Source organism: Chelatococcus sp. HY11, assembly GCF_018398335.1.
In the GTDB taxonomy this organism is placed as follows: Bacteria; Pseudomonadota; Alphaproteobacteria; order Rhizobiales; family Beijerinckiaceae; genus Chelatococcus.
On record NZ_JAHBRX010000001.1, the window covers coordinates 318,948 to 344,057 of the forward strand.

A 25,110-nucleotide genomic window follows, 5' to 3' on the forward strand; every position below is an offset into this window, starting at 1 on the left:
CATGGCAGATAGCGCAATCACCATCGCGTCGGTCGTCAAGTCCGGCGGGGCTGGCCAGATCCTACTGATCGTCACCACGAGCGGTGGCGGTGGGAATGAGTGCTTGCCTTACATGGCCTTGCAGAAGGTGGAAATTTACGCCTCCAAGACCAACAACCGCGCCACCGCGACCAAGGTCGGCGACACGATCGGCACCTTCGTGCATGGCAATCTCGGCGTGTCCGAGACCTGGTATTACTGGTTCCGGGCGATCGACAACAACAGCCCGCCGCTGGTCGGTGAATGGTATCCGTTTTCGCCCACTGACGGCGTCGTGGCGACGACCAGCAATCAGGTGCCGCCGCCGAATTCGGTCGGTACGCCGCAGCTGCAGGATGGCGCGGCGACCGCGCAGAAGATCGCGAATCTCGCCGTTGGCTCGGCCCATATCCAGGCGCTCGCCGTCAAAACCGGCAATATCGACAACCTTCAGGTGACCGACGCCAAGGTGGTCACCATGTCGGCGACCAAGCTGACGGCCGGCGTTGTTACCGCCACGCTGACGATCAACACGCCGCTGATCAACGGCGGCAGCATCAACGGCGCCCGCATTCGCATCCAGGCGACCGATGGCACGCTCGTCGAGCCTGGCATTATCTTCAATTCGACAGTCGCGCCCAACGTGTCGTCGGTGCGCATCAACCAGACCGGCGCGAATGGCGAGGCGGCTGTCTATGGCACCAATCTCGGAACGGGGCCGCAGTCGCACGGCGCGCGCTTCAACAGCGTTCCTATTACCGGTCCGGCGGGCGGGTCAGCTCTGCTTGGCCTGCCGCCCGCATCCGGCGGCTATGCCGTGTTCTGTGAGAACGGGGGCGTAGGGCCATTCACCGGCTCGCACCCCGGCTTCATCGACAAGAATGCCCCTGAGATCCCGTTGGGTTCAATCCTGGTCGATGTCGATGTCATTGACCGCCGTGGCATCGATGACACCGTGACCTCGCTGGCTGTGGCGTCGAGGGCCATGGATCCGGCAGCGATCGGCGTGCTGACCCGGCGCTACGCGCTGCAAGCCGATTCCGTGCACAGCGTCTGCGAGCGCCCGCCGGATTACAATTACGGGCTGATGTCATCCACGCCGCAAGAGCGTCTTCAGGGCGGCATGCTGAAGCGCCGACGCTGGGCGAAGAAATGGGACGGCGTCGTGATCAACGGCCTCGGCGAAGGCCAGGTCCTCGTTTGCGGCCGGGGCGGCGATCTCAAGAAAGGCGACCTGGCCTGCACGTCGGATCTGCCGGGCATCGGCATGCGCCAGCCTGATTTCGATCTCGGTGGCCAGCCCGCCCAGCTCGTCACGCACTACACCGTGGCCCGCATCCGCGAGGCCGTGACGTTCTCCGATCCTGACGAGGTCAAGCTCGTCGCCTGCATCTATCTCTGCGGTTGAGGCACCATGGCCGACAACAGAATCATGCTGCTCTACAACGCCCTGTCCGATGGCGGCGCCCTCGCGGCCGGCTATGGCTCATGGACCGCCGGCCTGCCGCTTGCCAATCTCCAGAACAACCAGCTGTTCAAGCGCGCCCGTTCCACCAATCTCACTCTGACGAGCACGCGCTTTCGCATCGGTTTCTCAGCCCCCATCGCGCAACGGGTGTTTCTGCTCGGGCCGCATAACGGCTCCGGCGGCATGCAGTACCGCATCCGGGGCTATTCGAATTCCGGCTATTCAACGCTCGTCTTCGACACCGGGTGGATAGGCCGCTCGGTCTCATCGCTCACCCTGCCGTGGGAGACCTTCAACTGGTGGCTTGGCGGCGCCGGCACCGAGAACGACGACCCGGAGATACGGCCCTGGATTATCCACGTCTTCGACGACCAGGTCACCGCGCAATACTGGCAAGTGGAGATTGACGACACCGGCAACGCGGCGGGCTACTTCGAGGCGGGCCGGCTGTTCATGGCCGATTGGTGGGAGCCGTCCATCAATTATCAGTACGGCAACAACGGCCTCACCTTCGAGCCCAATGTCATCCGGGAGACGTCGGCATCGGGCGTCGAGTATTCAGACAGGCGCGGCCCGGCGGCGCGCGTCTTCTCCTTCACCCTCGATCATCTGCCGGAATCCGAGATCTATTCCTCGGGCTATCGCATGATGCGTTTGGCGGGTGACGACCGTGAGGTCTTCGTAATCCCCGACCCGGCCGACGCCTTCATTCAGCGCCGCGCCTTCCTGGGCCGGCTGCGTTCCATCGGCGCCCTCTCGCAAAATACCTACCAGCGCGGCGGGACCTCCTTCGAACTCAAAGAACTCATCTAGACCGGAGGCCATCATGGCTTTTGACCCGACCGCACTCGCTGCGGTGGCGCGGCTCATCGCGCTCATTCCGGCGAATTTCAACGGCTTCAACCATCAAACCGTCTTTCCCCAAACGGGGAATGACATGGGCGTCGTCGCCAACGCGATCGCGGCCGAAGCTCAGCTCGCCATCAATGCCGCAGCCAATCTTGCCGGCACCTCGACGACCTCGACCGCGATCGGCACCGGCTCCAAGTCGTTTGTCACCCAGGCCGGCAAGTCGTTCAATGTCGGGCGCTATGTGCAAATCGTCTCGGCGGCGAACCCGACGACGCGGCAGATGTCGGGGCAGATCACGGCCTATTCGGGCACGTCGCTGACGGTCGAGGTCACCACCGCGCTCGGCAGCGGGTCGGCTGATGACTGGACGATCTATCTGTCCGGCCCGGCGGGCAAGGGCGAGAAAGGCGACAACGGTGCGGACGGCGCCAATGGGTCGAACGGCGCCAACGGCAGCACTATTCTCAGCGGCACGGGGGCGCCTTCGTCGGGAGCGGGTGTCGCGGGGGATTTCTACCTCGACACAGGCACCATGCTTTTTTACGGTCCCAAGGTCGGCTCGGCCTGGGGATCGGGTGTCAGCTTGAAGGGCGCCAACGGCACCAACGGGTCTGACGGCGCCTCGGCGACGATCGCAGTCGGCGACGTCACGTCCGTTGCGGCGGGGCAGCCGGCGACGGTCACCAATGTAGGTACCCCCCTTGCCGCCGTGCTGGATTTCGAGATCCCGGCGGGGCCGGCTGGCGTGGATGGCGATGACGGGGCCGCCGCGACTATCTCCGTTGGAACCGTTTCCACCCTGACGCCCGGCGCTTCGGCCACCGTGGCGAATGCCGGTTCACCCTCTGCCGCCGTGCTCAACTTCGGCATTCCGGCGGGAGTTCAAGGCCCGGCTGGTCCCGTTATCGCGGCGTCCTGGAATTTTTCCACCACGACGACCGACGCCGACCCCGGCAACGGCAACGCGCGGCTCAACCACGCGACCCCGGCAAGCGCTACCGTCATTTATTTCGACAACCTCGACGCCGGCGGCGCCACCGTCACCGCCTGGCTCGATGCCCTCGACGATTCCACGACCACGGGCAACAAGGGCCGCCTTCGTCTCGTGGCGGTCGATACCCCGACGATCTTCGCCGATTATCGCGTGACCGGCTCCGTCGTCGATGGCACAGGCTACCGCAAGGTGCCGGTCGCCTATGTCGCCGGAAACGGCACGCCTTCCAACGCCGCGAGGCTTGCCTTCAGCTTCGCGCCGACGGGGGATGCAGGCGCGGCCGGTGCGGGCTCTGGCGACGTGACGACGGCTGGCGCTGTGTCTGCCGGCAATATCGCGGTCTTCGCCGACAACACCGGCGATGTCCTTGAGGATGGCGGCGCATTCAGCTCCTATTCCGCCTCGCTCCTTGGTGGAGCCAATGAGGCGGCGTGGAAAGCGGCGCTCAACCTGGAGATCGGCACCGACGTCCAGGCCTATTCCGCAACGCTGGGTTCGTTCGCCTCACTGGCGACGGCGGCCAACAAGGGCTTTTACGCGACTGGCGCGGGCGTCGTTGCCGAATACAACCTGACGTCCTTCGGCCGGACGCTCGGTGGCCTTGCCGATTATTCCGCATTGAAAACTGGCCTCGCCCTGGTCAAGGGTGACGTTGGCCTCGGCAATGTCGACAATACGTCCGACAGCACGAAATGGTCGGCCACTGCCACGCTGACGAACAAGGTCATCAATTTCGCCAACAACACGATCAGCGGCATCGCGACCTCGCATTTTGCATCCGGCGTCATCGACGCTGACAACACGCTGGCGGCCGACAGCGATACCCGCCTTGCCACACAGAAGGCCATCAAGGCCTATATCAATAACCTCCTGGCCGGCGCGGACTTCGCGTCGATGAAGGGCGGCATCAACGCCTCAACGAACCCGAACTACCCCGCCGCCAATGCGGGCGATACCTACCGTATCACGACGGCAGGCCGGATCGGCGGCGCTTCCGGCCCTGTCGTCGAAGTCGGCGACATGGTGTTCTGCTTCGTGGATGGATCGAGCACCGGCACTCATGCCGCTGTCGGCGCGAATTGGAATGTCGTTCAGACCAACATCGACGGCGCAGTGATAGGCCCGGCGTCATCGACCTCCGGCAACGCGGCATCCTTTTCGAACAGCTCCGGCAAGAGCATCCAGGACAGCGGCAAGGCTCTTCCTTCTGGCGCGATCGTTGGCAGCACCGACATTCAGACGCTGACCAACAAGACGTTGACCTCCCCGGTGATCAGTTCACCAATGGGCATCGTCAAGGCCGATGTTGGTCTCAGTAGCGTCGATAACACCTCAGACGCCAGTAAGCCGGTATCCTCACAGCAAGCCGACGCGATCAAGGCCAAGCCTGAGGCCTTCATCCTCGCCTGCAGCGACCTTACCACGGCGCTCGCAGCCGGCACGGGAAAGGCCTATTTCCGGCTGCCCTATGCCTTCACTCTTACTGCCGTCAAAGCCTCGCTTCTCACCGCGCAGGCATCCGGCAGCATCTTCACCGTCGACATCAACAAGAACGGCACCTCCGTCATTTCGACGAAGCTCACCATCGACAACACCGAGAAGACGTCTGCCACGGCCGCGACGCCCGCCGTCATATCCTCCGCCGCCTTCCTCGCTGACGACGAGGTAACGATCGACATCGACCAGATTGGCAACGGCACGGCGGCCGGCCTCATCGTCGAACTGATCGGTAACCAATCATGAGCCTGATCATCAACCCATACGTTTTCGCATCCGCAAAAAAGCCCCTCCTAATGATAAGCGGGTTCGTCGGCGGCGTTTATCGCATGATCTATTCGCGCGACGGCATCACCTGGACGACGAATACCGGATTTACAGTCCCGAGCAACTATTCGTGGTATGCGGTTGGCTCGCTGTCCGGAACTCCCTGTTTCCTGGCGGGCGAGAATTCTAACGTCAATTCGTATCTCTACACGAACGACCCAATGGCCGGGTGGACTGGGGGCACGGTTCCTGGCACGGCAGCAGGTAGTGGCGCATTCTCAGCGACTGAGAACGTCATTTTTTCTCAAGCAGGTAGCGGTTCTCAGAGGGCTACCGCTCTGTCAGGACCGTGGACAGCAATATCAACCGTCAATGCCCGAAAGGTTATTCATGATGGAACCGTTTTTATAGCGGCTGGTCAGAACGCGATATACACGGCCTCGACGGCTTCAGGGACGTGGACAAATCGGCTATCTGGAACATACACGATGAATGACGTCGCGAAAGGTGACGATGGGCTCTATGTCGCGGCCGGTGTCTCGGGCGACATGCGCACCGCGACGTCGCCGACTGGCGCGTGGACTTCCCGCACATCGTCATTCGGATCGGACAACATCAACGGCATTTGCAAGGGCGCATCCTATTGGGTTGCGGTCGGCAATGCCGGGAAAATTGCGACCGCTACGGATCCAACCGGAACCTGGACGCAGCGAACTAGCGGGACATCGGATGCCATCAATAAGGTAGTCTACAATGCCGCGCTGGGGCTGTATGTCGCTTCCACGACGAGTGGAATACTCACCGCCACAGACCCAACCGGCCCATGGACCGCAAGGACAACACCGTCTTCGACAGCGGTTCGCGGTATACTAAGCTTGGAAGAGTGGTGATCCACCGACCGCTGCTTCGCACCCCGGCCTGATTTCTCCCTCAAGAACCGCTCACCCGCCGCCCTCCGAGGCGGCTTTTTCAATTCAGGAGGGCCGCATGGCCACGGTTTATGTCGAATTCGGTTCGGCCGCGTCGCCGGCTATCTCGCAGGGGCTGCACCATGCGGCCCCTGTTGCCTCGGAGAAGCTTGCGGTCTCGGGAACGGCGGCCGTCTCCGCTGCCGCGCCGGGTGGCATGACCGTCAACGGGCAAGACCAGAATATCGCCCGCGTCACCACCGACGTGGACGTGTGGCTGACGAGCGGCACAGGCACGCCGAACCCGTCGAATGCGCCGCGCCGCGTGCTGCTGGCTGGAAGCTCGATCGACCTCCTGGTGCCGGCTGGGCACAAGATCGCGGTCAAGGCGCTCGACTGATGGCCGGCCTCGCGCTCTCAACCGGGCTCGGGCTGGCGCGGCGCCCCCGTCTCTGGACGCCGCCGAGCTATGACGCGCGAGCCAAAGCGGTCTTTGACTTTTGGGACGGCGTCGGGGCTGCTCCATCCGCTGCCGTGAAGTCTCTCCTCAACGAGACGATCGTTGCCTTCCAGGATTTTGGCATTTGGCCGGACGCGGATCTGATCGCCCCGACGGGCGCCACCAACATGATCCATGGCGTCACGGACCTGAAGAACCCCGAAGCGTCGAAGATCTTCGCCTTGTCGAACTCTCCGACGTGGACTGACCGATACGGGTGGACCGGCAACGGCACGTCCAGTTACGTGGGCACAGGCCGCCGGCCGTCTGTTGACGGCGTCAAATGGACCGTCAACGACGCCAGTATCTGGTCCTATACAGACACAGACGTAGCCGCGTCCGTGCCGGATGTCGGGGCCGGTGAGACTTTTTCCGCCTTCTGCATTCCGCGTGGCGCCACGGGCTCCATGGGCGGGCAGCTCAACCGGGTCAGCGGCGCGACCACGCTCGCTGTTGTCGCGTCATCGGCCGGACTTTCGGGGATCTCCCGCATCGACGCCACGACCGAACGGATCTGGCGCGATGGCGTCCAGATGGCGGAAGCCACCGTCTCGGCTGCCGGCCGCCCCACCGGAGAGTTTCGCATCGGCGGCAGATCGCCTTCGACCTTCAGCACGCGCCGCGTGGCCTTCGCAATGTTCGGGGCTTCGATGGTCGGCAAGGAAGCCAATCTGAACACCGTCATCCAGAACTACATCACAAAGATAAAGGCTGTCGCAGCATGAGCGTCGAGAACAAATTCATCATCACCGCCGCGCAGAAGGTCGCCCTCGAAGCGCTGAGTAACCCGACCAGCATTCCCCCGGTCTATATCGCCCCGCGTGCGATCGACACGGCATCGCCGGGCGTCGGGATCAACCTGAACCCGGATGCGGTCGAATTCGAGGCGGGCGCGGTCGTTGAACTCGTCGGCAAGTTCGTGGCGCCGAAGCGCATCATCGACGATCCGGCCTACATCGCCAATGCGGCGGCAATGGTCGCCTATCTGCGTGATCTGCCGTTCGCCCTCCTGGAAGACGAGACGGTGCACGCGCCCGAGCCTCCCATCGATATCTAAAGCCCCCGGCCGCCTCGCTTGGGGGCGATGACGACCGGAGGCTTCGGCTTTCGGACGAAAGCAAGGAATGACGCCGCCGCGAGGCGGCTTTTTGTGTCCGGAGACATCATGAAATCCCTCCTGCTCGTGGTGGCGCTTGCCACCGCGCTGGGCGCCTGCGCGCTCGGCCGACATGACGATTGGGGCGCCATTACCGACGGCACGCGGTACATCGTCGAGCGCAGCCAATGAGTCGCGCTGCATTCTACAGCGCCGTGCGCAAGAGGCCCTTCGGCGGCGCTCTCGTACAGAGCCAGGTCGACGGGATGGAAGCCATTCTGGACGCCTGGAACGGCTTGGCTATCAGCGACGACCGCCGCTGGCTGGCGTACATGCTGGCAACGACCTACCACGAGACGGCCGCGACGATGCAGCCGATCCGGGAAAGGGGCGGAACCGCCTATTTTACGCGTATGTACGACATCCGTGGCGAGCGGCCGCATGTGGCCCGTGCCCTGGGCAATACCCAGCCCGGTGACGGTGCCCTCTACCATGGACGCGGGTATCCTCAGCTGACGGGGCGCGCCAACTATGCCAAGGCGTCGATCGTCGTTCAGTACGATCTGATCGCCGACCCGGACGCCGCGATGCGGCCCGACTTTGCGACCGCCATCATGTTCGCCGGCATGCGCGACGGATGGTTCACCGGCAAGCGGCTCGCCGATTATTTCAGCCGGGCCAAGGACGATCCGGTCAACGCGCGCCGGATCATCAACGGCACGGACAAGGCGCAACTGATCGCCGGCTATCACCGTGACTTCCTGGCGGCGCTCGGCAATGGCTGATGATATCGCCCGCGTTGCCAAGGACAACTGGAAGATCCGGCGGCGCGTCGTATTCGGCGCGCTCGGCTACATCGCCATCATGCTCGCCTACATCGTCTTTGTGGGCACAGACAGCGCTCTGTTTGGTCAGGTCGCCGTGGGCCTGATCGGCGCGGCCGTCGCCATCATCGGCTCGTACGTTTTTGGAGCAGTATTCGATGACAACGGGAAACGCCGCCTCATGGCCGAGCGCGGAGAAGTCGACGACGACGGGCCACGGGGGCGATGGTCTAAGTTCAAAATCTGAGGCGGCCTTCGATCGGGAAGTCAAACTTCTCCATCGACTTATGTCATTCACAAAAATCGATGAGCAAAGTGGATGCTGGCTGTGGACCGGATCCAAGACCCATAATGGGTATGGAGAGCTCAACGTCGACCGTCGAGCGCGTAGGGTGCATAGGCTATCCTACGAACTACTTCATGGCTCAATCCCCACCGGGGAGTTTGTTTGCCATTCTTGCGATGTCCGCGCTTGCTGGAACCCGGCACACTTGTTCTGCGGCACCGCTCAAGACAACTCCAGCGACATGAAGGCCAAGGGGCGCCATCGACCCGCGCCTCAACGTGGCGGCGCAAACGGCAACGCACTCGTCGACGAAGAGGCGGTTCGGCGGATCCGGCTGGACCAAAGGCCCTTGAAAACGATCGCCGCCGAACTCGGACTCCACTTCACGACAGTCAGTGATATCCGGCGCCGAAAGTCTTGGAGGCACGTCGAATGAAATGGATAGCCGCACTGCTGGGCGTGAGCCCGGCAGTGATCTATGTGGCGCTTGCTCTGGCCGCCACCGTGCCCGCCGCGTTCTGGGGCTACGGCGCCTGGCAATATCGCTCTGGCCGCTCGGTGGGCAAGGCGGAGGTGACACTTGCCGTTGAGCGCGCCACCGCCGCGGAACGCGAGCGCCAGTGGATCGCCAATGAGGCGGCCCAAGCCGTGGCCCGCGAACAGGTCGAGCGCCTCACCAAGAGCCGCGACCGACTCCAATCCCTCCTGAAGGAAATCGCCGATGCGGCAGATCAAGATCCTCTGCGCGATGCTTGCGGTGTTGGCGCTGACAGCAGCATGCGGCTCGACAAAATTCGTCGCCCAGCCGCCGGTTCTAAGTCCTCCTCCCGCTGAACTGGAGAAGGACTGCGCCGATACCGTCCCTTTGCCCAAGCGTAGGCTCGCACAGCATGAAGTCGAGCGTCTCTGGGGGCAGGATCGCGCCAACCTTGTCGAGTGCGGGGAGGGCAAGGCCGCCCTGCGCGACTTCTACCGGGACAGGGATTCGCGCCTCTCCCCGAAAGCTTCATGATGGAAATCTCATTCCTTTTCACTGCCATCTCGGCATGTGTCGCTGTTGTTGGCGCCATCGCCGCTGCGTTGCGCCATCAGCACAACCAGATCCGAGCGGTGCAACAGGACGCGGCGCACGAAATCGACGCCATTCGTGAGCAGGTGACCGCCACGCGCCGGCACCTCACTGAATTTCAGGTCGAAGTCGCCACCAACTACACGACCAACAGAGCCATCCAGCAGGTCGAGGACCGGCTGGTGTCCGCCATCAATCGTATTGGCGATCGGCTCGACCAAGCCTTCGACAAGTTCGCTTCTCGACAGTAACGGAGGGCCTTATGCGCCAGCTCCTATATCGTGCGGCCCAGATTTTCGGCGCCGCGTGCGCTGCCGTGCTCATACTCTTCCTGGTGTCCGCTCAGACACCTGCGCCCACTCCCACGGCCGGATCCGTCGTCTTCCTCGGTGACGCGCGCGGCCACGGGTCGGGTGTTCACATTGGCGACGGCTACATCCTCACGGCCGCGCATGTCGTGCGCTCCGAAAAGACTATGCCGGTCGTCATGGATGATGGGGTCACCGTCGAGGGCGCCATCCTCTGGGCGAGCCCGGAATATGATGTGGCTCTGATTCGTGCGCCAGTGAATGCAAAGGCGGCCCCGCTGGCCTGTCGCGAGGCGAAGGTTGGCGAAGAGATCCGCGCCTCCGGCAACCCCTATGACCAGAAGTTCGTTACGGCTCGAGGTCACGTGAGCGGAGCCGCTCGCGAATACGAGCCGTGGAAGCGCGTGCTCGTTCTCGACACGACGATGGTTCACGGCATGAGCGGTGGCCCGACATTCGACATGCAGGGCAACGTCATCGGGATCAACGTCGGTGTGATGGTCGTGAGCCAGGGCGTGGCGTCGTACGTCGCCAGCTTCGGCTACATCGTGCCCGGATCGACCGTCTGCATGCTTATGGGCCGGGAGGGTTGATGCAAGCGCCGGTGACTGACGAACAGGCCAGAGAGGCGGCAGCCGCTCTCGCCAAGCATGGAAACCAGACCGCCGCTGCACTCGCTCTCGGCATCGCTCGCTCCACATTCCAGAACAGATTGCGCGGTGGGGCCGGCGGCGCTGCCCCCGAGCCCATCCCCCATCCCGCCACGCCAGCCGAGCTCGTGGCGGCCGATCGAAAGATCGTCCGCCTGCAGGACGAAGTGAATGATCTCCGCGCCAAGCTGCGTGAAGCACAGCGTGGCCATCTCGCCGACGAGGTCGTGCTCGAGGCGCTTGGCGTCATGGGTGCCGCGCCAGAGAGCCCGCCCGATTGGTTGACGCGGATCCCAGCAGCTTCAGCAACCAAGACGCCGGAAGTGCCCGTGACCATTTGGTCGGACTGGCACATGGGCGAAGTCGTGAGTCGCGACGAAGTGGGCGGCTGCAACGCCTACAGCATCGAGATCGCCGAGCGCCGGGTCCGGCGTCTTCTGGACGCCACAATAGACATCTGCGCCAACCACGGGCCGAAGAGCTATCCAGGGATCGTGGTCAATCTGCTCGGCGATTTCGTCTCCGGTGGGTTGCATCCCGAACTTGCAAAGACTGATGACGAGGAGGTCATCCCGGCCGCGCTTCGTTGCCGGGATCTTCTCATCGCCGGCCTGGAGCGTATGGCCGCCATCTTCGGCAAGGTCTACGTGCCCTGCACGGCGGGCAACCACGGCAGGGGCACGCCGAAGCCGGAATTCAAGCGCTACGTCTACAAAAACTTTGATTGGCTGATTTATCAGCTCCTGCAAAGGCACTTCGCGGATGACCCGCGAGTGCAGATTGACATCCGCGCCTCCAACGAGGTGCACTATCGGGTCTATGGCCAGCGGTATCTGGCCATGCATGGCGACATGCTGGGCGTGAAGGGTGGCGACGGGATCATCGGTTCGATCGGGCCGATTATGCGTGGCGAGGTGAAGACCAGAGGCCAGGCGACGTCCCTCGGCAATGACTATGACATCCTGCTCATGGGCCATTGGCACCAGGAGCTTTGGTTGCCGCGTGCGATCGTCGCCAACACCCTCAAGGGGTTTGACGAGTATGCGAAGAACGCGCTTAGGGCGCCGCCAAGCGAGCCCTCGCAGCCGCTTTGGTTCGTCCACCCGACCCGCGGCATTACCAGTCGCTGGGCCGTGAAGGTCGAGGAGCGGAAGGCCACACCGGCGGACTGGGTGTCATGGCGGGAGGCAGCATGATGTGCGAGGCCTGCCAGGGCGCGGGCTTGGCGCTTGAAGACCTTCGCCACCTTCCTGGCTTCATCTATCTCGCCACACCCTACAGCAAGTATGCGGCCGGCCTCGAGGCCGCCGCGACGGAAGCAAGCCGGATTGCTGCGCGCCTGATGGCGCGTGGCTTCCACGTGCTGTCGCCGATCGCGCACAGCCATGCCGTTGCCGAGGCGGGCGGTCTGGACAAGATGGACCAGGAACTATGGGCCTATCAGGATGGCCCGCTGCTGGATGCTGCTGCTGCCGTTGTGGTCGCGCTGATGCCGGGTTGGGCGGAGAGCGCCGGCGTCCGCGCGGAGATCGATATCGCGCGGCAACAGCGCAAGCCCATCGTCTTTCTTCATCCGGAGCATGCATGACCGAGCCAATGAGGGCGCAGATTCTTCGCCAGGGGATCGCGCTGACGTGCGGATCGCGGGATGAGGAATACGGCCCGCCCGCGATAAACCTGGCCTGCGCTGGAGAGCTCAAGCGCGTGATCCGCAGATTCATGGGGCGCGAGATCGGACCGGCTGAGCAGGAGGCGCTCGACATGGTGTTGACCAAAGTTGCTCGGCTTGTCACGGGGCAGCCCAAGCCAGACACATATGTCGACGGCGCGACCTACTTCGCAATCGCGGGCGAGGTGGCGCTGGCCGCTATAGACCTCTGCCCCGTCGACCAATAAGCGACTCGCTCACCCCGTAGAATCCAACTCACCCCGCGCCCATCGAAATGCTTCGGCTTGGCTGTAGGGAATGAATTTCTCCACAGCCACACTGCCGCAGCTGCGGCACCGAAATCTGAACCGGTCGATCTCTTCCATCTGATGACGCTTCGCCGCACGCTTCAGGAGCGTTGCCGGTTCGACAAGCCCGCGGTGCCCGCAATCTAGGCACGCCACGCACAGCGGCATGCCGTCCAGGGTGTGGACGTTGTCTATCAAGGCGGATCTTCTCATCATTAGAACATAGCATGAACATGACGGCGCATCAAAGCGAGGCTTGCATTCCGCACCCAGCAAGGTAAGATTGCATCGATGCAATGAAGTCCCTGCGCAGATGGTTTGCAAATGTGTCATAAGTATCTGATGTTTCGTTGAGGATATGTAGCACGGTTTGCAAATTTCGCTCGAAATCTCAAAGTGAGATCCTGACTCTTAATCAGCGGGTCCAAGGTTCGAGCCCTTGTGCGCCCACCAATCGAACACAAGCCCCATAAGGGTTTCAGCGTTCGGTGGTGTTTCCAGACCGCAAGGCGGTTTCCAATCTCACGATTTGGTTTCCAATTCCCGTTCTGTTCCTGTTCTCGGAAGGGCGGCAGGGCGAAGCTCTGCCCAGCGGCTTTCGAGCAGCTTCATGCCGTCGCGCGCGGCATGACTTGTCGCGTCTCATTCCAGGCACCATGACCTGCGCTATCCAGAGGTGATTGGCGGGTCATCGGCTATCCGGGGTTGCCGGATGCGAAAAAAAATGGCCCGATAGTCCATCTGACATGTTTTCAACATCGAAGCTGTGGATAGATAGCATCTCGCCCGTTATCCCCATCCCGTCTGCGGAATGAGTAATGACATTTGTGCGAATGACGTTGTGTTGCGCGCTCTTCTTGGGGGGAAGTGCCGCAGCAAAGGCTGAGGATACTATCCGTCTTGAACTCTCGCCGCAGGCAGAGACCGTCTACGACTATGCCACGGAGAGATGCCGCCCGAACAGCATTCCGGACAGTCCGGCCCGCGCGCTGCGGCGTTCGGATGGTTCCGTGGCCCTCATCGGTGGTCACCTGACCAACTGGTTCATGGAAGGGCCGCGCCTCGACGACGTGAAGCCTAATTGTGCCATTTCATCCCGCGCCGCCGAATCACCCAACCCGGCTGATTTCGACGATCGCTACTGGATCCAGGCGCTGCTCCCGGTGGGCGAGGGCAGGGTTATCGGGCTTGGCAGCCAGGAATTCATGGGCAAGCGGCACAAGGGGGTCTGCGACGGTCCTGGCGCCCAGTCGCCCTGCTGGTACTCCTCGATCGTGACGGTCAGCGCGGACGCGAAGAACCTCGATTTCTCGCTGTTGCCCCAGGCCGAGCGGCTCGTGGCGTCATCAAGCGCCCCCTTCGACCCGAAGGTGAGAATGACGGGCTTCTTCACGGCCTCGAACATCGTGCGTGATGGCCAATATCTTTATTTCGTGGGGTGGACCGCCGGTGAGGCCAAGCCCGGGCCGAACGGCAATTGCCTGTTTCGCTCCACCCTCGCGGAAGCGGCCAAGGGGGAGTGGAAAGTCCTGAGCGACGGACAGTTCACGCGGCCGCCACAGGCCTACCGCGGCGCTGACGCGACAACCCGCTGTGACAATATTGGCGGGGACAGGCGGGGCAAGCCGCCATTCGGCCGCTTTCGTTCCATCGTTCGCCTGAAAAGCCACGACCTTTGGCTCGCCACCTATAACACGGGCATCCCCAATCCCGGCGTTTTCTACACCACGTCCAAGGATCTGGTGAATTGGAGCGAGCCGAGAATGCTGGCCGACTTCAAGCCGTTCTGGCAATCAAAAGGCGTCTGCGCGGATTTCTATGAATATCCGTCCTTCATCGATCCCGCGAGCGATTCGGACATATTCGATACGGCCGGCGATGCCTTCTACGTCTATTTCACGCGGCTGAACTGGACGAACTGCAAGCGCGGTATGGATAGGGATATCGTGCGCTTTCCGGTGCGGGTTGTTTCCGGTTGAGACGATGACGGATAGACTGCATGGCCGCGGATAACGCAGGGAAAGTTGCCGGTGCGTGGTTGTCATTCTGGCATGATGGCTGCATGGACTATCCCGGCGTGAAATACCGCGCGTCGGGCTAAGCGATTGTTGCAATCGCTCCTTACGTTCGGCAGCAATTCCTTTGGGCAGTTCCCGCCCATCTGCAGGATTGAGAACCTCGGCCCGCTATGCTTCTGCGCATGGGCGACTACTGGTTAAAGGCGGATGATGACCATGCTCTATCGTGAACAGCCCACGCGCACGGTGCCCTATCGCTACTATAACGTGATCCGGAACTGTGGAGACGCAATCTCCGCCTATATCCTCAAGAACCAATTTGCTGCGACGGGCGTTTTCACCGAGTCCTCTCAGCCCCATCTGCTGCCGATCGGCAGCATCTTCTTCATGGCGAATGCGAACTCCTATATCTGGGGTTCGGGCGTGCTCAGCCCCTCGGTTGCACTCGGCGCCATCGATGTGACCAAAATCAGGGCACTGCGCGGCGAGTTGACCCGCAATCACTTGCGCTCCGCGGGCCTTCAGGTGCCAGATGTGCCGCTGGGAGACCCCGGCATTCTGGTCAAACGTCTCGTCAGCCCGGACCAGATGCGCGCGCGGTATCGCGCTGCGATCGTGCCGCATCATTCCTCGCTGCACAGCAAGGCTTTTGACGCGTTTCGCGCGAGCGATGAATTCTGTGTCGTCGACATGATGGACGACTCGCTCCTGCCGCTTGAGCAGATCGCGCAGTCGGAAGTGGTGATCTCGCAAAGTCTGCATGGCCTGGTCTTCGCCGAAGCCTTGGGGCGGCCCAGCCTGTGGATCTCCAATCGCAACGAGCCTGTCTGGAACTTCAAGTTCAACGACTGGTTCTCGATGATGAAAAACCCGCAGCGTGAGCCGGTGGCGATCGCGGGCAAGCCCGAAGACCTGATCTCGCAGGCCGAGCATCGTGTTTCGAAGATCAACGAGGCAGAGTTGGTCGGCGCTTTCCCGTCAGAACTGCTTGAGGATCAAACCTCGGCGCTTCTGACGGATTTCGATGTATGCCGTGGCTTGTCGCCCTGGCAGATCTTCGTCGAGCAGCCGTTGGCGCTCAAGGCGGAGCCATCGCAACAAGAACTGGCGGCCTTTGCCAAGCGTATGCGCCAGCTTCGTGCCGCAGCCTTTACCGGTTTTGCTGAGCCGGCTTATCTCGCCGTCTATCCGTTGTCGCAGAAAAATACCCCCAGCCGCGTCGATCTCCAGGCTATACAGCGTTTCATGGATGAGCGCCGCAATTTCGATTTTGTCTGGATACCGGAGCGAGCTGAGCCGACCGGTCCCTCGGGCATTACAATCACCCCCGTCGAAACGAAGCTGGGGGCCGGCGGGCTCCCGCCTGGAGGTTTCATGATCCGGCCGTCCGGGTTCTTGTCCGCTAATTCCTCTTATGCGGTCGTTGGAGCATAGGGTATATCATGCGTGGTCGCTGACTTGGCCTAGCCTTGAGGATAACACAAGAACGAATTGGTTCTGGACGTAGTCATCAATATTTCTGCGCGAGAAAGAGATATGAGTGAAGTTATTCTGATACGGACTCATTATTTTGATGAGACCCTCGAAGGCTTTTGCTCTCGTCTCCAAAACGAATCGGGTCGCGAGGTCGTGGCGCTCGTTGATGAAAGCAAAGGACAGGTTTCTGTCCCCAACACTTTCGGTAAGGTTGTCCTTGATTTCGAGAGTCTAAAAGAGCGAGGGATTTATATTCCCCGCGATGCCGCATGGCGTTGTGGGGATTATTGCTACTATGCTGCGCGTCTCGCGCGCCCAGATGTGGCCGCGTTCTGGCTTGTTGAGGGGGATGTCAGATTCAAGCTCGATCATCTGTCGGATTTTTTCAACGCATTTCCCAGCGCAGATGAAGTTGACTTCATCACAACAGGATATCACAAATCGAGCAACAAGTGGTGGTGGTACAATGCCATGCATGCCTTTTCCGAACAGGTCTACGGCTGCATGTATCCTCTCACAAGGCTGTCCTCCAGAGCCATTGATCATCTTATGGCACGTCGTGCTGAGCATTCGGTCCTGTTTCAGGAGCGTCTGTCAAATGGAGAGGCGGCCCAGTCTTGGCCAAATGATGAGTCCTTCACGTCAACAACACTCTCTTGTGACGGCTTCGTATGCCGCGATGTCAACGGATTTGGTCGCGTCTTTCATTCCAAGAAAACTTTCCGTGTTGGGCGTCCTGTATCGTTGAGAGAGCTCGAGATGCAGCCCAATGATGGTCAGATCCATCATCCGGTTGTATCCGGCGTATCCTTTCTACGGAAAATGAAAAACTCATTCGGCGCTTGTCTCAAAAAGAATATGCCAGCGGAAGAAATACGCGCGATTTTCAATACGCGCCTGTTTTTGCTTGTCGCCCTGGAAACGGACCCGGAGATGGCCTTGAAGTTTCATGAGGACTGTGAAGCTGCGTTGGCGCAATACGCATTCTGACGTTTATAGCTTGTGCTAAACAAACTATTGATCGGATGATCTGCGTTTGGATGTTTCATCCAAACGCAGTGAGATGCAGACTGATTTCAAGCCGTCCGGTTCTTGAGGGCGCCGATGATCGCTGTCAGCAAGGCGCCGCCGGCGCCGCCGCTGATGATGTTGGTGATGATCCCGCCGATGCTGAAATTGCCCGTCTGTGCCGCGGCAACGACGCTTGGCCAGATCAATGTGACGATCTGGCCGAGGACCCCGCCGCCGACGAGGCCGGCAATGGTATTGCCCATGGTGCCGAGATCGAACTGTGGTGATGCCTTGCCCGCAGCGTTGCCGCCGAGGGCGCCCGCGATCAGATTGATGATGATTTGTTCCAAGGTCTCCTCCTCTGAGGGAGCGCTCTACTTCTATACCGAATCTACTTGAGATGGCTAAGTAGGCGGCGCGAGCATGGCGGCTTTTGCCTACACTTGCAATATCTTCATGGTGCGCTCAGCTGCTAGGCCTTGCCCGGCCTACTGGCAGAGAGCCGTTTCCGGCGGTATCGCGCGCCTGCGTCGTTCCCGGATCTTGCCGGCGCCGCGGATATTCCAGGGCAGATCGTAGTGGGCGATGAGACCCACTTCAAGACCGGCGCTGGCGTTGACCGGCCAGCCGTTCCAACTGCTGTTCGGTGGCGCGATCGTCAGAATGTCAAGGAAGGCGGAGCTTTCCAACGCCTCGACAAGCAGAGCCTGCATGCGCAGATGTGTCGGATCGCTGGCGCCGGAGCTGACATAGGCCGAAAAACGGCTGTTGAGGCCCGATGCCGCGATGCCGACATAGAGCGCCCGCTCACCCTGGACGAAGGCGTAGACGCCGGGTTCCCTGGGCAGGGGGCGCTCCAGCGCGAGCCGCCCGTTGTGCGGCCGGATCCAGCGGCTGGCGGGCACGAAACCACCGCTGAGGAGAGCCGCGATAGTCAGATGAGGTTTTCGTAGTGTAGATCTTGGCGACTTATAGCAAGAGGCATATGATTTTAAATCGACACGTGAAGAATTATCGCCGCTTTCGACGATTTCTGAAAATATCATTGGTCATCCCCCAGACCTGCACGTCATGGGCACGGCTGAAAAGCGCTGCAGGGGCCGTCAATAAAATCGGTGCGATGAAAATATCGAAAAACGACTGATGCCCGGACACAGATTAACCATCGTTATCTGTGTCGTCTATACGTAATCAAAGAAATTTTGAATCAAGGTGTTTTCGATCATCAGGAATGATCCAGAGCGCGGCTCCGGTGGTTGCGTCGCGCACAAAAAAAGCCCGGCGACATCAGGTCGTCGGGCTTGCCATGCCGTCCACATGACGGACGTGGATTGCGCTTGCGGTCCCGGCCGTTCAGCGGCTCAAGATCGCCTTGATATCCTGCCTGAGGATAGGCGCGATGTCTGGTCTGTCCATGGCATAGGCGACATTGGCGGCGAGGAAGCCGGTCTTGGAGCCGCAGTCATAGATGGCGCCGTCGAAGCGGGTGGCGTGGAAGGGGCGGGTCTTGGCGAGGGTCAGCATGGCGTCGGTGAGCTGGATCTCGCCGCCGGCGCCGCGCTCCTGGGTGGCGATGAGGTCGAAGATCGCCGGCTCCAGGATATAGCGGCCGGTGATGTGCAGGTTCGAGGGGGCCGTGCCCTTGGGCGGCTTCTCGACCATGCTGGTGATCTTCGACACCTTGGCCGCGGCATCCTCGACGCCGACGATGCCGTACTGGTGGGTCTGGTCCTCCGGCACCGGCGCCACCGCGATATGGTTGCCGCCATGGGCCTCATAGGCGGCGATCATGTCGGCGAGGCACGGCGTCGCGCCGTGGTGGAGCATGTCCGGCAGGAGCAGCGCGAAGGGCTCGTCGCCGACGATCTCGCGGGCGCACCACACCGCATGGCCGAGGCCGAGCGGCGCCTGCTGGCGGGTGAAGCTGGTCTGGCCGGGGCCGGGCAGGTCCTCGAGCAGCGCCTTCAGCTCCTTGGTCTTGCCGCGGGCCTCGAGGGTGCGCTCCAGTTCGAACTGGCTGTCGAAATGGTCCTCGATGACGCTCTTGTTGCGGCCGGTGACGAAGACGAAATGCTCGATGCCGGCGGCGCGGGCCTCATCGACCACATGCTGGATCACCGGCCGGTCGACGACGGTCAGCATCTCCTTCGGCATCGCCTTCGTCGCCGGCAGAAACCGCGTGCCAAGCCCCGCCACCGGAAACACCGCCTTCCGGATACGGCGGGGGGTGGTGGTCTTGGCGCTGGTATGGGCAGAAACTGTAGTTGCGGTCATGATGCTTGCGTCGAACTCCGGCTGAGACGGGGATGTTGCTCCCGCCTGTTCAATGGCATGCAAATTGGGCGAAATCTGAGCCGCCTGCGCGGCCGCCCGGCTCCTCGCCGCGCGATTCCAGGCTGTCGGCCAGCCGTGACAATCCGCGACCGGGCCTGATCCTAGAACGCCTTCATTAATCTTATGCTTATGGCGACCGGGAACAATTCGCGGGGGTGGGCGATGGCCTCATGGTTGCCGCGTGGAACCCGTGGAGCTATGCAGGGGACGATGAGTTGTCCCGGGTGACAAGTGAGCGCCCGGTGACATGTGGTTGGAAGGGGCCGACATGCCCCGGAATGAGGCCCATGACCCAATCTCCTCTTGACGTGGTTGAAATTGGCCGGAGACCTTCGGGACAGATCTCGACCGCGCCGGTCAGGATCGGCAATGCGCTGCCGCTTGCCGTCATCGCGGGTCCCTGCCAGATGGAAAGCCGCCAGCACGCGCTGGAAACGGCCCATGCCTTGAAGGAGATCGCCACGCGGCTTGGTATCGGGCTCGTCTACAAGACGTCCTTCGACAAGGCCAACCGCACCAGCGCCAGGGCGGCGCGCGGCATTGGCCTTGCCGATGCCCTGCCGATTTTCGCCGAAATTCGCAGCGCGGTCGGCCTGCCGGTGCTGACCGACGTGCACGATGCGCACCAATGCGCCGATGTGGCCGAGGTTGTCGATGTGCTGCAGATTCCGGCCTTCCTCTGCCGACAGACGGATCTGCTGTTGGCCGCCGCCACGACCGGGCGGGTGGTGAACGTCAAGAAGGGGCAGTTCCTCGCGCCCTGGGATATGAAGAACGTCGTGGCGAAGTTGACCGGCGCGGGCAATCCCCAGGTGCTTCTGACGGAGCGGGGCGTATCCTTCGGCTACAACACGCTTGTCTCTGACATGCGCTCCCTTCCCATCATGGCGCGCACCGGTGCGCCTGTCATTTTCGATGCGACCCATTCGGTGCAGCAACCTGGCGGCCAAGGCGACAGCTCTGGCGGTGAGCGGGAATTCGTGCCGGTGCTCGCCCGCGCCGCCGTTGCCGTGGGCGTGGCGGCTGTTTTCATCGAGACGCATCAGGACCCGGACCATGCGCCATCGGATGGCCCCAATATGGTTCCACTCAGCCAGTTCGAGGCGCTGCTCGGCTCGCTCATGGCCTTCGACCGCCTGGCAAAGGCTCAGGTGACCAGGGACGGCATCGAGGCTGTCACGAAAGGACAACAGGCGTGAAACCGATCGTCGTCATTCCCGCGCGCCGCGCCGCGACCCGGCTGCCGGGGAAGCCCCTGGCGGATATCGCCGGCGAGCCCATGATCGTTCATGTCTGGCGCCGCGCGATGGAGGCTGATGTCGGGTCCGTGCTGGTCGCGACCGACGACGACGAGATCGCGGACGCGATCCGCAGCGTCGGCGGCGACGCGGTTCTGACGCGCTCCGACCACCCCTCCGGCTCAGACCGTGTCTTCGAGGCGATCTCGCTGCGTGATCCGGATCAGCACTACGACGTCATCGTCAATATTCAGGGTGATTTGCCGACGATCGCCCGCGACACGATCCGCGACGCGATGGCGCCGCTCGCCGATGCGGATGTCGCGATCGGCACGCCTGTGGTGGAGATCACTGTCGAGGAAGAGAAGACCGCGCCGAGCGTCGTCAAGATGATCGGTTCGCCGATCGGCCCGCGCCGCTTCCGCGCGCTCTATTTCACGCGTGCCACGGCGCCGTCGGGCGAGGGTCCCCTGTATCATCACATCGGTCTTTACGTATGGCGCCGGTCCGCGCTGGCGCGATTTATCGCGCTGCCGCCGTCCCCCCTCGAATTGCGTGAGAAGCTGGAGCAGCTGCGGGCGATCGAAGCCGGCATGCGCATCGATGCCGTCGAGGTCGACGCGGTGCCATTGGGCGTCGACACCCAAGCCGACCTCGAACGCGCGCGCCGCATCTTCGCGGGAGCGCGGTGATGGCGGAGCTGTCGGTCGTCTCCTCCACGAGTTCCCGGGGCGCGGATGATGCGCTGGACGTGGCGCGCCGCACCCTTCGCCTCGAGATGGACGGGCTAGCGGCCATCGACAATGCCTTGGCGGGAGAAACCGGCGAGCGTCTGCGCGAGGCGATCTCACTCATCCACAGGAGTGCTGGCCGGGTCATCGTGACCGGTATCGGCAAGTCCGGGCACATCGGCCGCAAGATCGCGGCGACGCTCGCTTCGACCGGCACCGCCGCCCATTTCGTTCATGCGGCGGAGGCGAGCCACGGCGATCTCGGCATGATTCAGGACACCGATGTGGTGTTGGTGCTGTCGTGGTCCGGCGAGACGGCGGAGCTGTCCGACATCATCGACTACACGCATCGCTTCAAGGTGCCGCTGATCGCCATAACCTCGCGCGAGAGCAGCACCTTGGCGCGTGCGGCTGACATCGCGCTGGTGCTGCCGGCTATGCCGGAAGCCTGCCCCAATGGCCAGGCGCCCACCACCTCCACCCTCATGCAGCTCGCCGTCGGCGACATGCTGGCCACATGCCTCCTGTCCAATCGCGGCTTCTCGGCTGATGATTTTCGCCGCTACCACCCCGGCGGCAAGCTTGGCGCGCGCCTGAAGCGCGCTCGGGACGTCATGGTGCAGGGGGAGGCGATGCCTCTCGTCGCCGAGGACGCGAGCCTGTCGCAGGCGGTCCTTACCATGTCGTCGAAGCGTCTGGGCGTCACGGGCGTCATTAACGCGGATGGCGAGCTCGCCGGGCTCATCACGGACGGCGACTTGCGCCGCACGTTCAAGAACGGCTTCAGCGACTGTCCGGTGGCCGACGTCATGACACGCCGGCCCATCACGGTGACCGAGGACACGCTCGTGCAGGAGGTGCTCGCCCTCATGAACTCCGCGAGCATCACCGTCCTGTTCGTGATGGACGGCAAGCGGCCGGTCGGCGTCATCCACATTCACGAACTGCTGCGCATCGGCGTCGTCTGACGGCAGGGCGCTCTCCGGGCAGGCCGTAAAGCCCGAGCAATTGCGCGACGACAGCGTCCAGGCTGAATGTGTCATGGACATGCTCTGGCGCGCATTGCCGTGCTCTCGCCTGCCAGGCGGGATCGTGCAGGATGCGGATGACGGCCTCCGCGTAGTCTGCGGGCGACTGTGCGGCGACGACAAAGCCGCTTTCACCGCTGGCGATGGCCTCCGCGACGCCGCCGACGTCGGTCGCGACGACCGGCACGCCGAAATGCTGCGCTTCGATGATGGCATTGGGTATGCCCTCGCGCTCTGATGTGAGCAGCTTGACGTCCATGGCGCGATACCAGTCGCCGACATTCGAGACCCGGCCGGGCAGGTGCAAGCGTGCGCCAAAGCCATGGTCGGCCGCGAAGGTGGTGACGGTTTCCGTCATGTCGCCATCGCCGATGATGAGAAAATGCGCCTTCGGCACGGCCTTGAGGATGAGGCGCGCGGCTTCCGCCCACCACAGCGGGCGCTTCACCGGCTGCAGGCGGAACGAGCCGCCGATGACGGGCGTGGCCGGATCGGCAATGCCGAGTGTTTCGCGAAGGGCAAAATTCCGGCTCACGTCCGTACCCAGCGCGGCGAAGTCGACCGCGTTGTAGATGACCTGGAAGCGGCTCGCGTCAGGCCAGCCAAGCCAGTGCTGGTCGGTGCCGCAGCCGGCCCGCGAATTGTTCAGGATCACGAAATCAGGCCTCTCCAGAAGCCGGCGATAGCAATGGCGCATCGGGCGGAAATGCGTGGCTGTCTGGTGGCCGTTCTGCGCCCAGTAGTCCGGCGAGAGCGAGCCGCGATGGATGAAGAAATGGGGCACGCCCGCGACATGGCAAGCCAATGCCGCCGCATGCATGTCCTGCCAAATATGGACCGCTTGCGGCCGGTGGTCCCACAAGGCCCGGCATAGCCTGATGATATCCTCGCGCATGTTGTGGGGCAGAAGCCCGATGGCCCTGGCGAGGCGAGGGCGGTTGACGAGTTCGGGCAGCGCCGTGGCGACGTCACTTCGGCGTGTCCAATCGCGGCCATAGACGTGATGCGTGACGGGCAGGGCTTTTACAGTGTCGAAAAAGAAATCGTCGCCGGCCTTGAGATGGACGGAGCGTATGAGCAAGGTCAGCTGGGCGACGCGGGGTTCGTTGATGAGACGCCGCACCATTGTCTGAGTCTGACGCTCGCCGCCACCTTGCCCGAGGGAGCCGGACACCATCGCGACATGGCGTGACTTCGGCGCGTAGGTGATGGGGCGGGCGGCAACCTCGGCCATGATCACGTCGACGAGGCATTCGGGATAGCGCAAGGGCTCGGCGGCGGTGTCGCAGAAGGCCGCGACATCCTCCAGCTGCCGGCGTCGGCTGACATAGAGCGCATTGGTCCCGATCGACCCGGCGAGGCCGAAAGCCTCTAGCGCTTCGCCATAGAGATGGTCCCGCATCAGGACAAGCGCGCGCTCGGCCTGCAGATCGAGCAGGACGCCGGGAGCGGGGCTGGCCTCCCGCGCCGCGCTATCGAGGTGGCGCAGGGCGTTGCGACAGTCGCTCCGCGCGAGCGCGCAGCTCGCCGCGACAAAGGACACAAGCATTCCGGGCCGCTGATCGACAAGGCGACGCTCGATCGCCGCGATAGCTGTGGCGTCGCCATGCCGCTGGGCCTGTTGAACGAGATGGCGCACGGCCGTAATGATCGCGTTCTGTTCGCCTGCCGGCTTTTTCTCGGGCGCGGCCTCGTCCGTCAGCCACGCCCCAACCTCCCGCGCCAGGGCTGGCTCATCGCCGGCGGCGCGCAGGGCCGCGAGGAGGCCACGCAGGCTCGCTGCTTCGGGGCGCAGGGAGAGGGCCTTCCGCCACCAGCCGACGGCGTCGTCGTGACGTCCGCCTGCGGCGAGGAGGAGCGCGGCGAGTGCCGCGCCATCCGCTTCTCCCCCATAGCCAGGCGCGACTGCCGCGATGAGGGCGAGTGGGACTGCCGCCTCCTCCAGGGGGGAGACGGGCGCGGATTGAAGGTCAGCCAGAATGGCGAGGGCCGTCGCGTAGCGCTTGTTGTCAGCGATCTGCCGCAACATCGCCAGTATGAGGCTGTCATGGCCGTCGACTAAACGGGCGAGACGCAGCTCCAGGTTTTCAAGCGGGTCTTCACGCATGTCTTCGCTGTGGTCGAGCCGGCTGAGCCATTGCAGCAGCGAAGGACCGTGGAGCCGGACAAGATCTCCCATCTCAGCAGTGGGAAGGGCTGGCCGCGCGGCTTCCAGCGCTGTGATGAGCGCCAGGCCATCCCTGGAGGCGGCGGCGGTGTGAATGCCACGCAGTACCTCTTCCGCCCGGAGTTCTGAGGGGTCAACCGATGATGGGTCGCTCACTCTCGTATGCGGCTTATGCGTTGCCGTGGCTTCCGCTTCCAGCGCGCGGATCCATTCCAGGCAGTGGCGCGCTTCCGCGTCTCCAGGCAGGCTGCGCCGCAGGCTTTCCCACACGAGCCCCGCCGCCTTGTACGCGCCGCGATCCATCAGCTGACGGCCCTGTTTGCGCAGGGTCAGTACGTGCCCTGGCCATCGGGACATCAGGGCGGGCGCTGTTGGCGCACCGGATGGGGAGGGGACGCGCATGGCGGGAAGTCCG

The 25,110-nt window shown here is 62.7% G+C and carries 27 protein-coding genes; 23 read left to right on the top strand and 4 right to left on the bottom strand.

From position 1 onward, the window contains the following. The first annotated feature begins 1 nt into the window (after position 1). From KIO74_RS01655 to KIO74_RS01745, 20 genes are all read left to right on the top strand, one after another. A complete protein-coding gene (locus KIO74_RS01655; RefSeq protein ID WP_213329909.1) occupies positions 2-1,426 on the top strand; it encodes a phage tail protein in 1,425 nt (474 codons plus the stop codon). Positions 1,427-1,432: 6 nt separating this feature from the next. Beyond that, positions 1,433-2,299 carry a hypothetical protein gene (locus KIO74_RS01660; RefSeq protein WP_213329911.1) on the top strand — a complete coding sequence of 289 codons (867 nt, stop codon included), beginning with the start codon at positions 1,433-1,435 and terminating at the stop codon, positions 2,297-2,299. Positions 2,300-2,312: 13 nt separating this feature from the next. After that, on the top strand, positions 2,313-5,075 hold the full coding sequence (locus tag KIO74_RS01665) for a beta strand repeat-containing protein (protein ID WP_213329913.1): 2,763 nt from the start codon (positions 2,313-2,315) through the stop codon (positions 5,073-5,075). Positions 5,076-5,584: 509 nt separating this feature from the next. Next, positions 5,585-5,986, top strand: coding sequence for a hypothetical protein (locus KIO74_RS01670; RefSeq protein WP_213329915.1), 402 nt, complete (start codon positions 5,585-5,587; stop codon positions 5,984-5,986). Between the two features lie 97 nt (positions 5,987-6,083). After that, the gene (locus KIO74_RS01675; RefSeq protein WP_213329917.1) at positions 6,084-6,404 is read left to right on the top strand and encodes a hypothetical protein; all 321 of its coding nucleotides are present in this window, start codon (positions 6,084-6,086) and stop codon (positions 6,402-6,404) included. Further along, a complete protein-coding gene (locus tag KIO74_RS01680) occupies positions 6,404-7,228 on the top strand; it encodes a hypothetical protein (RefSeq protein ID WP_213329919.1) in 825 nt (274 codons plus the stop codon). The genes KIO74_RS01675 and KIO74_RS01680 overlap by 1 nt, the downstream gene beginning before the upstream one ends. Continuing rightward, on the top strand, positions 7,225-7,560 hold the full coding sequence (locus KIO74_RS01685) for a hypothetical protein (protein WP_213329921.1): 336 nt from the start codon (positions 7,225-7,227) through the stop codon (positions 7,558-7,560). Before KIO74_RS01680 ends, KIO74_RS01685 begins: the two co-directional genes overlap by 4 nt. A gap of 108 nt (positions 7,561-7,668) precedes the next feature. After that, entirely contained in the window at positions 7,669-7,791 is a 123-nt protein-coding gene (locus KIO74_RS32125) for a hypothetical protein (protein ID WP_283772105.1), read from the top strand. Then, on the top strand, positions 7,788-8,384 hold the full coding sequence (locus tag KIO74_RS01690; protein WP_213329923.1) for a hypothetical protein: 597 nt from the start codon (positions 7,788-7,790) through the stop codon (positions 8,382-8,384). The genes KIO74_RS32125 and KIO74_RS01690 overlap by 4 nt, the downstream gene beginning before the upstream one ends. Next, entirely contained in the window at positions 8,377-8,670 is a 294-nt protein-coding gene (locus KIO74_RS01695) for a hypothetical protein (RefSeq protein ID WP_213329926.1), read from the top strand. The genes KIO74_RS01690 and KIO74_RS01695 overlap by 8 nt, the downstream gene beginning before the upstream one ends. Before the next feature lie 40 nt (positions 8,671-8,710). After that, positions 8,711-9,145: an HNH endonuclease signature motif containing protein gene (locus KIO74_RS32605; RefSeq protein WP_366520184.1), complete on the top strand. Its 435-nt coding sequence runs from the start codon at positions 8,711-8,713 to the stop codon at positions 9,143-9,145. Further along, entirely contained in the window at positions 9,142-9,543 is a 402-nt protein-coding gene (locus KIO74_RS01705) for a hypothetical protein (RefSeq protein ID WP_213329630.1), read from the top strand. Before KIO74_RS32605 ends, KIO74_RS01705 begins: the two co-directional genes overlap by 4 nt. A gap of 174 nt (positions 9,544-9,717) precedes the next feature. Then, on the top strand, positions 9,718-10,029 hold the full coding sequence (locus tag KIO74_RS01710; RefSeq protein WP_213329928.1) for a hypothetical protein: 312 nt from the start codon (positions 9,718-9,720) through the stop codon (positions 10,027-10,029). 11 nt (positions 10,030-10,040) lie between these two features. Further along, positions 10,041-10,679: a S1C family serine protease gene (locus tag KIO74_RS01715; protein ID WP_213329930.1), complete on the top strand. Its 639-nt coding sequence runs from the start codon at positions 10,041-10,043 to the stop codon at positions 10,677-10,679. After that, positions 10,679-11,932 (top strand): hypothetical protein, encoded by a 1,254-nt coding sequence (locus KIO74_RS01720; protein ID WP_213329932.1) that lies wholly within the window; start codon positions 10,679-10,681, stop codon positions 11,930-11,932. The genes KIO74_RS01715 and KIO74_RS01720 overlap by 1 nt, the downstream gene beginning before the upstream one ends. Further along, positions 11,914-12,324, top strand: a complete 411-nt coding sequence (locus tag KIO74_RS01725) for a DUF1937 family protein (RefSeq protein WP_213329934.1) — start codon at positions 11,914-11,916, stop codon at positions 12,322-12,324. Before KIO74_RS01720 ends, KIO74_RS01725 begins: the two co-directional genes overlap by 19 nt. Further along, complete coding sequence (locus tag KIO74_RS01730) at positions 12,321-12,632, top strand: DUF6378 domain-containing protein (RefSeq protein WP_213329936.1); 312 nt, start codon at positions 12,321-12,323, stop codon at positions 12,630-12,632. The genes KIO74_RS01725 and KIO74_RS01730 overlap by 4 nt, the downstream gene beginning before the upstream one ends. A gap of 878 nt (positions 12,633-13,510) precedes the next feature. Continuing rightward, on the top strand, positions 13,511-14,671 hold the full coding sequence (locus KIO74_RS01735; protein ID WP_213329938.1) for a glycoside hydrolase family protein: 1,161 nt from the start codon (positions 13,511-13,513) through the stop codon (positions 14,669-14,671). Positions 14,672-14,926: 255 nt separating this feature from the next. Further along, the gene (locus KIO74_RS01740) at positions 14,927-16,144 is read left to right on the top strand and encodes a polysaccharide pyruvyl transferase family protein (protein ID WP_213329940.1); all 1,218 of its coding nucleotides are present in this window, start codon (positions 14,927-14,929) and stop codon (positions 16,142-16,144) included. Positions 16,145-16,246: 102 nt separating this feature from the next. After that, on the top strand, positions 16,247-17,176 hold the full coding sequence (locus KIO74_RS01745) for a hypothetical protein (protein WP_213329943.1): 930 nt from the start codon (positions 16,247-16,249) through the stop codon (positions 17,174-17,176). Between the two features lie 86 nt (positions 17,177-17,262). Here the strand turns inward: KIO74_RS01745 and KIO74_RS01750 are convergent, their stop codons facing one another. From KIO74_RS01750 to galU, 3 genes are all read right to left on the bottom strand, one after another. After that, complete coding sequence (locus KIO74_RS01750) at positions 17,263-17,547, bottom strand: hypothetical protein (protein ID WP_213329945.1); 285 nt, start codon at positions 17,545-17,547, stop codon at positions 17,263-17,265. A gap of 138 nt (positions 17,548-17,685) precedes the next feature. Then, the gene (locus KIO74_RS01755; protein ID WP_213329947.1) at positions 17,686-18,102 is read right to left on the bottom strand and encodes a GIY-YIG nuclease family protein; all 417 of its coding nucleotides are present in this window, start codon (positions 18,100-18,102) and stop codon (positions 17,686-17,688) included. A gap of 448 nt (positions 18,103-18,550) precedes the next feature. Further along, a complete protein-coding gene (galU, locus tag KIO74_RS01760; protein ID WP_213329949.1) occupies positions 18,551-19,471 on the bottom strand; it encodes a UTP--glucose-1-phosphate uridylyltransferase GalU in 921 nt (306 codons plus the stop codon). 347 nt (positions 19,472-19,818) lie between these two features. Here galU and kdsA point away from each other — a divergent pair, with 347 nt between their 5' ends. From kdsA to KIO74_RS01775, 3 genes are read left to right on the top strand one after another with little or no spacing between them, the layout of a single operon-like run. Beyond that, the gene (gene kdsA, locus KIO74_RS01765; protein ID WP_213329951.1) at positions 19,819-20,730 is read left to right on the top strand and encodes a 3-deoxy-8-phosphooctulonate synthase; all 912 of its coding nucleotides are present in this window, start codon (positions 19,819-19,821) and stop codon (positions 20,728-20,730) included. Continuing rightward, positions 20,727-21,461 (top strand): 3-deoxy-manno-octulosonate cytidylyltransferase, encoded by a 735-nt coding sequence (locus KIO74_RS01770; protein ID WP_213329952.1) that lies wholly within the window; start codon positions 20,727-20,729, stop codon positions 21,459-21,461. Before kdsA ends, KIO74_RS01770 begins: the two co-directional genes overlap by 4 nt. Continuing rightward, positions 21,461-22,468, top strand: coding sequence for a KpsF/GutQ family sugar-phosphate isomerase (locus KIO74_RS01775; RefSeq protein ID WP_213329953.1), 1,008 nt, complete (start codon positions 21,461-21,463; stop codon positions 22,466-22,468). The genes KIO74_RS01770 and KIO74_RS01775 overlap by 1 nt, the downstream gene beginning before the upstream one ends. Here KIO74_RS01775 and KIO74_RS01780 read toward each other — a convergent pair. Next, positions 22,428-24,998 (bottom strand): glycosyltransferase, encoded by a 2,571-nt coding sequence (locus KIO74_RS01780; RefSeq protein ID WP_213329956.1) that lies wholly within the window; start codon positions 24,996-24,998, stop codon positions 22,428-22,430. The genes KIO74_RS01775 and KIO74_RS01780 overlap by 41 nt on opposite strands. Positions 24,999-25,110 lie beyond the last annotated feature (112 nt).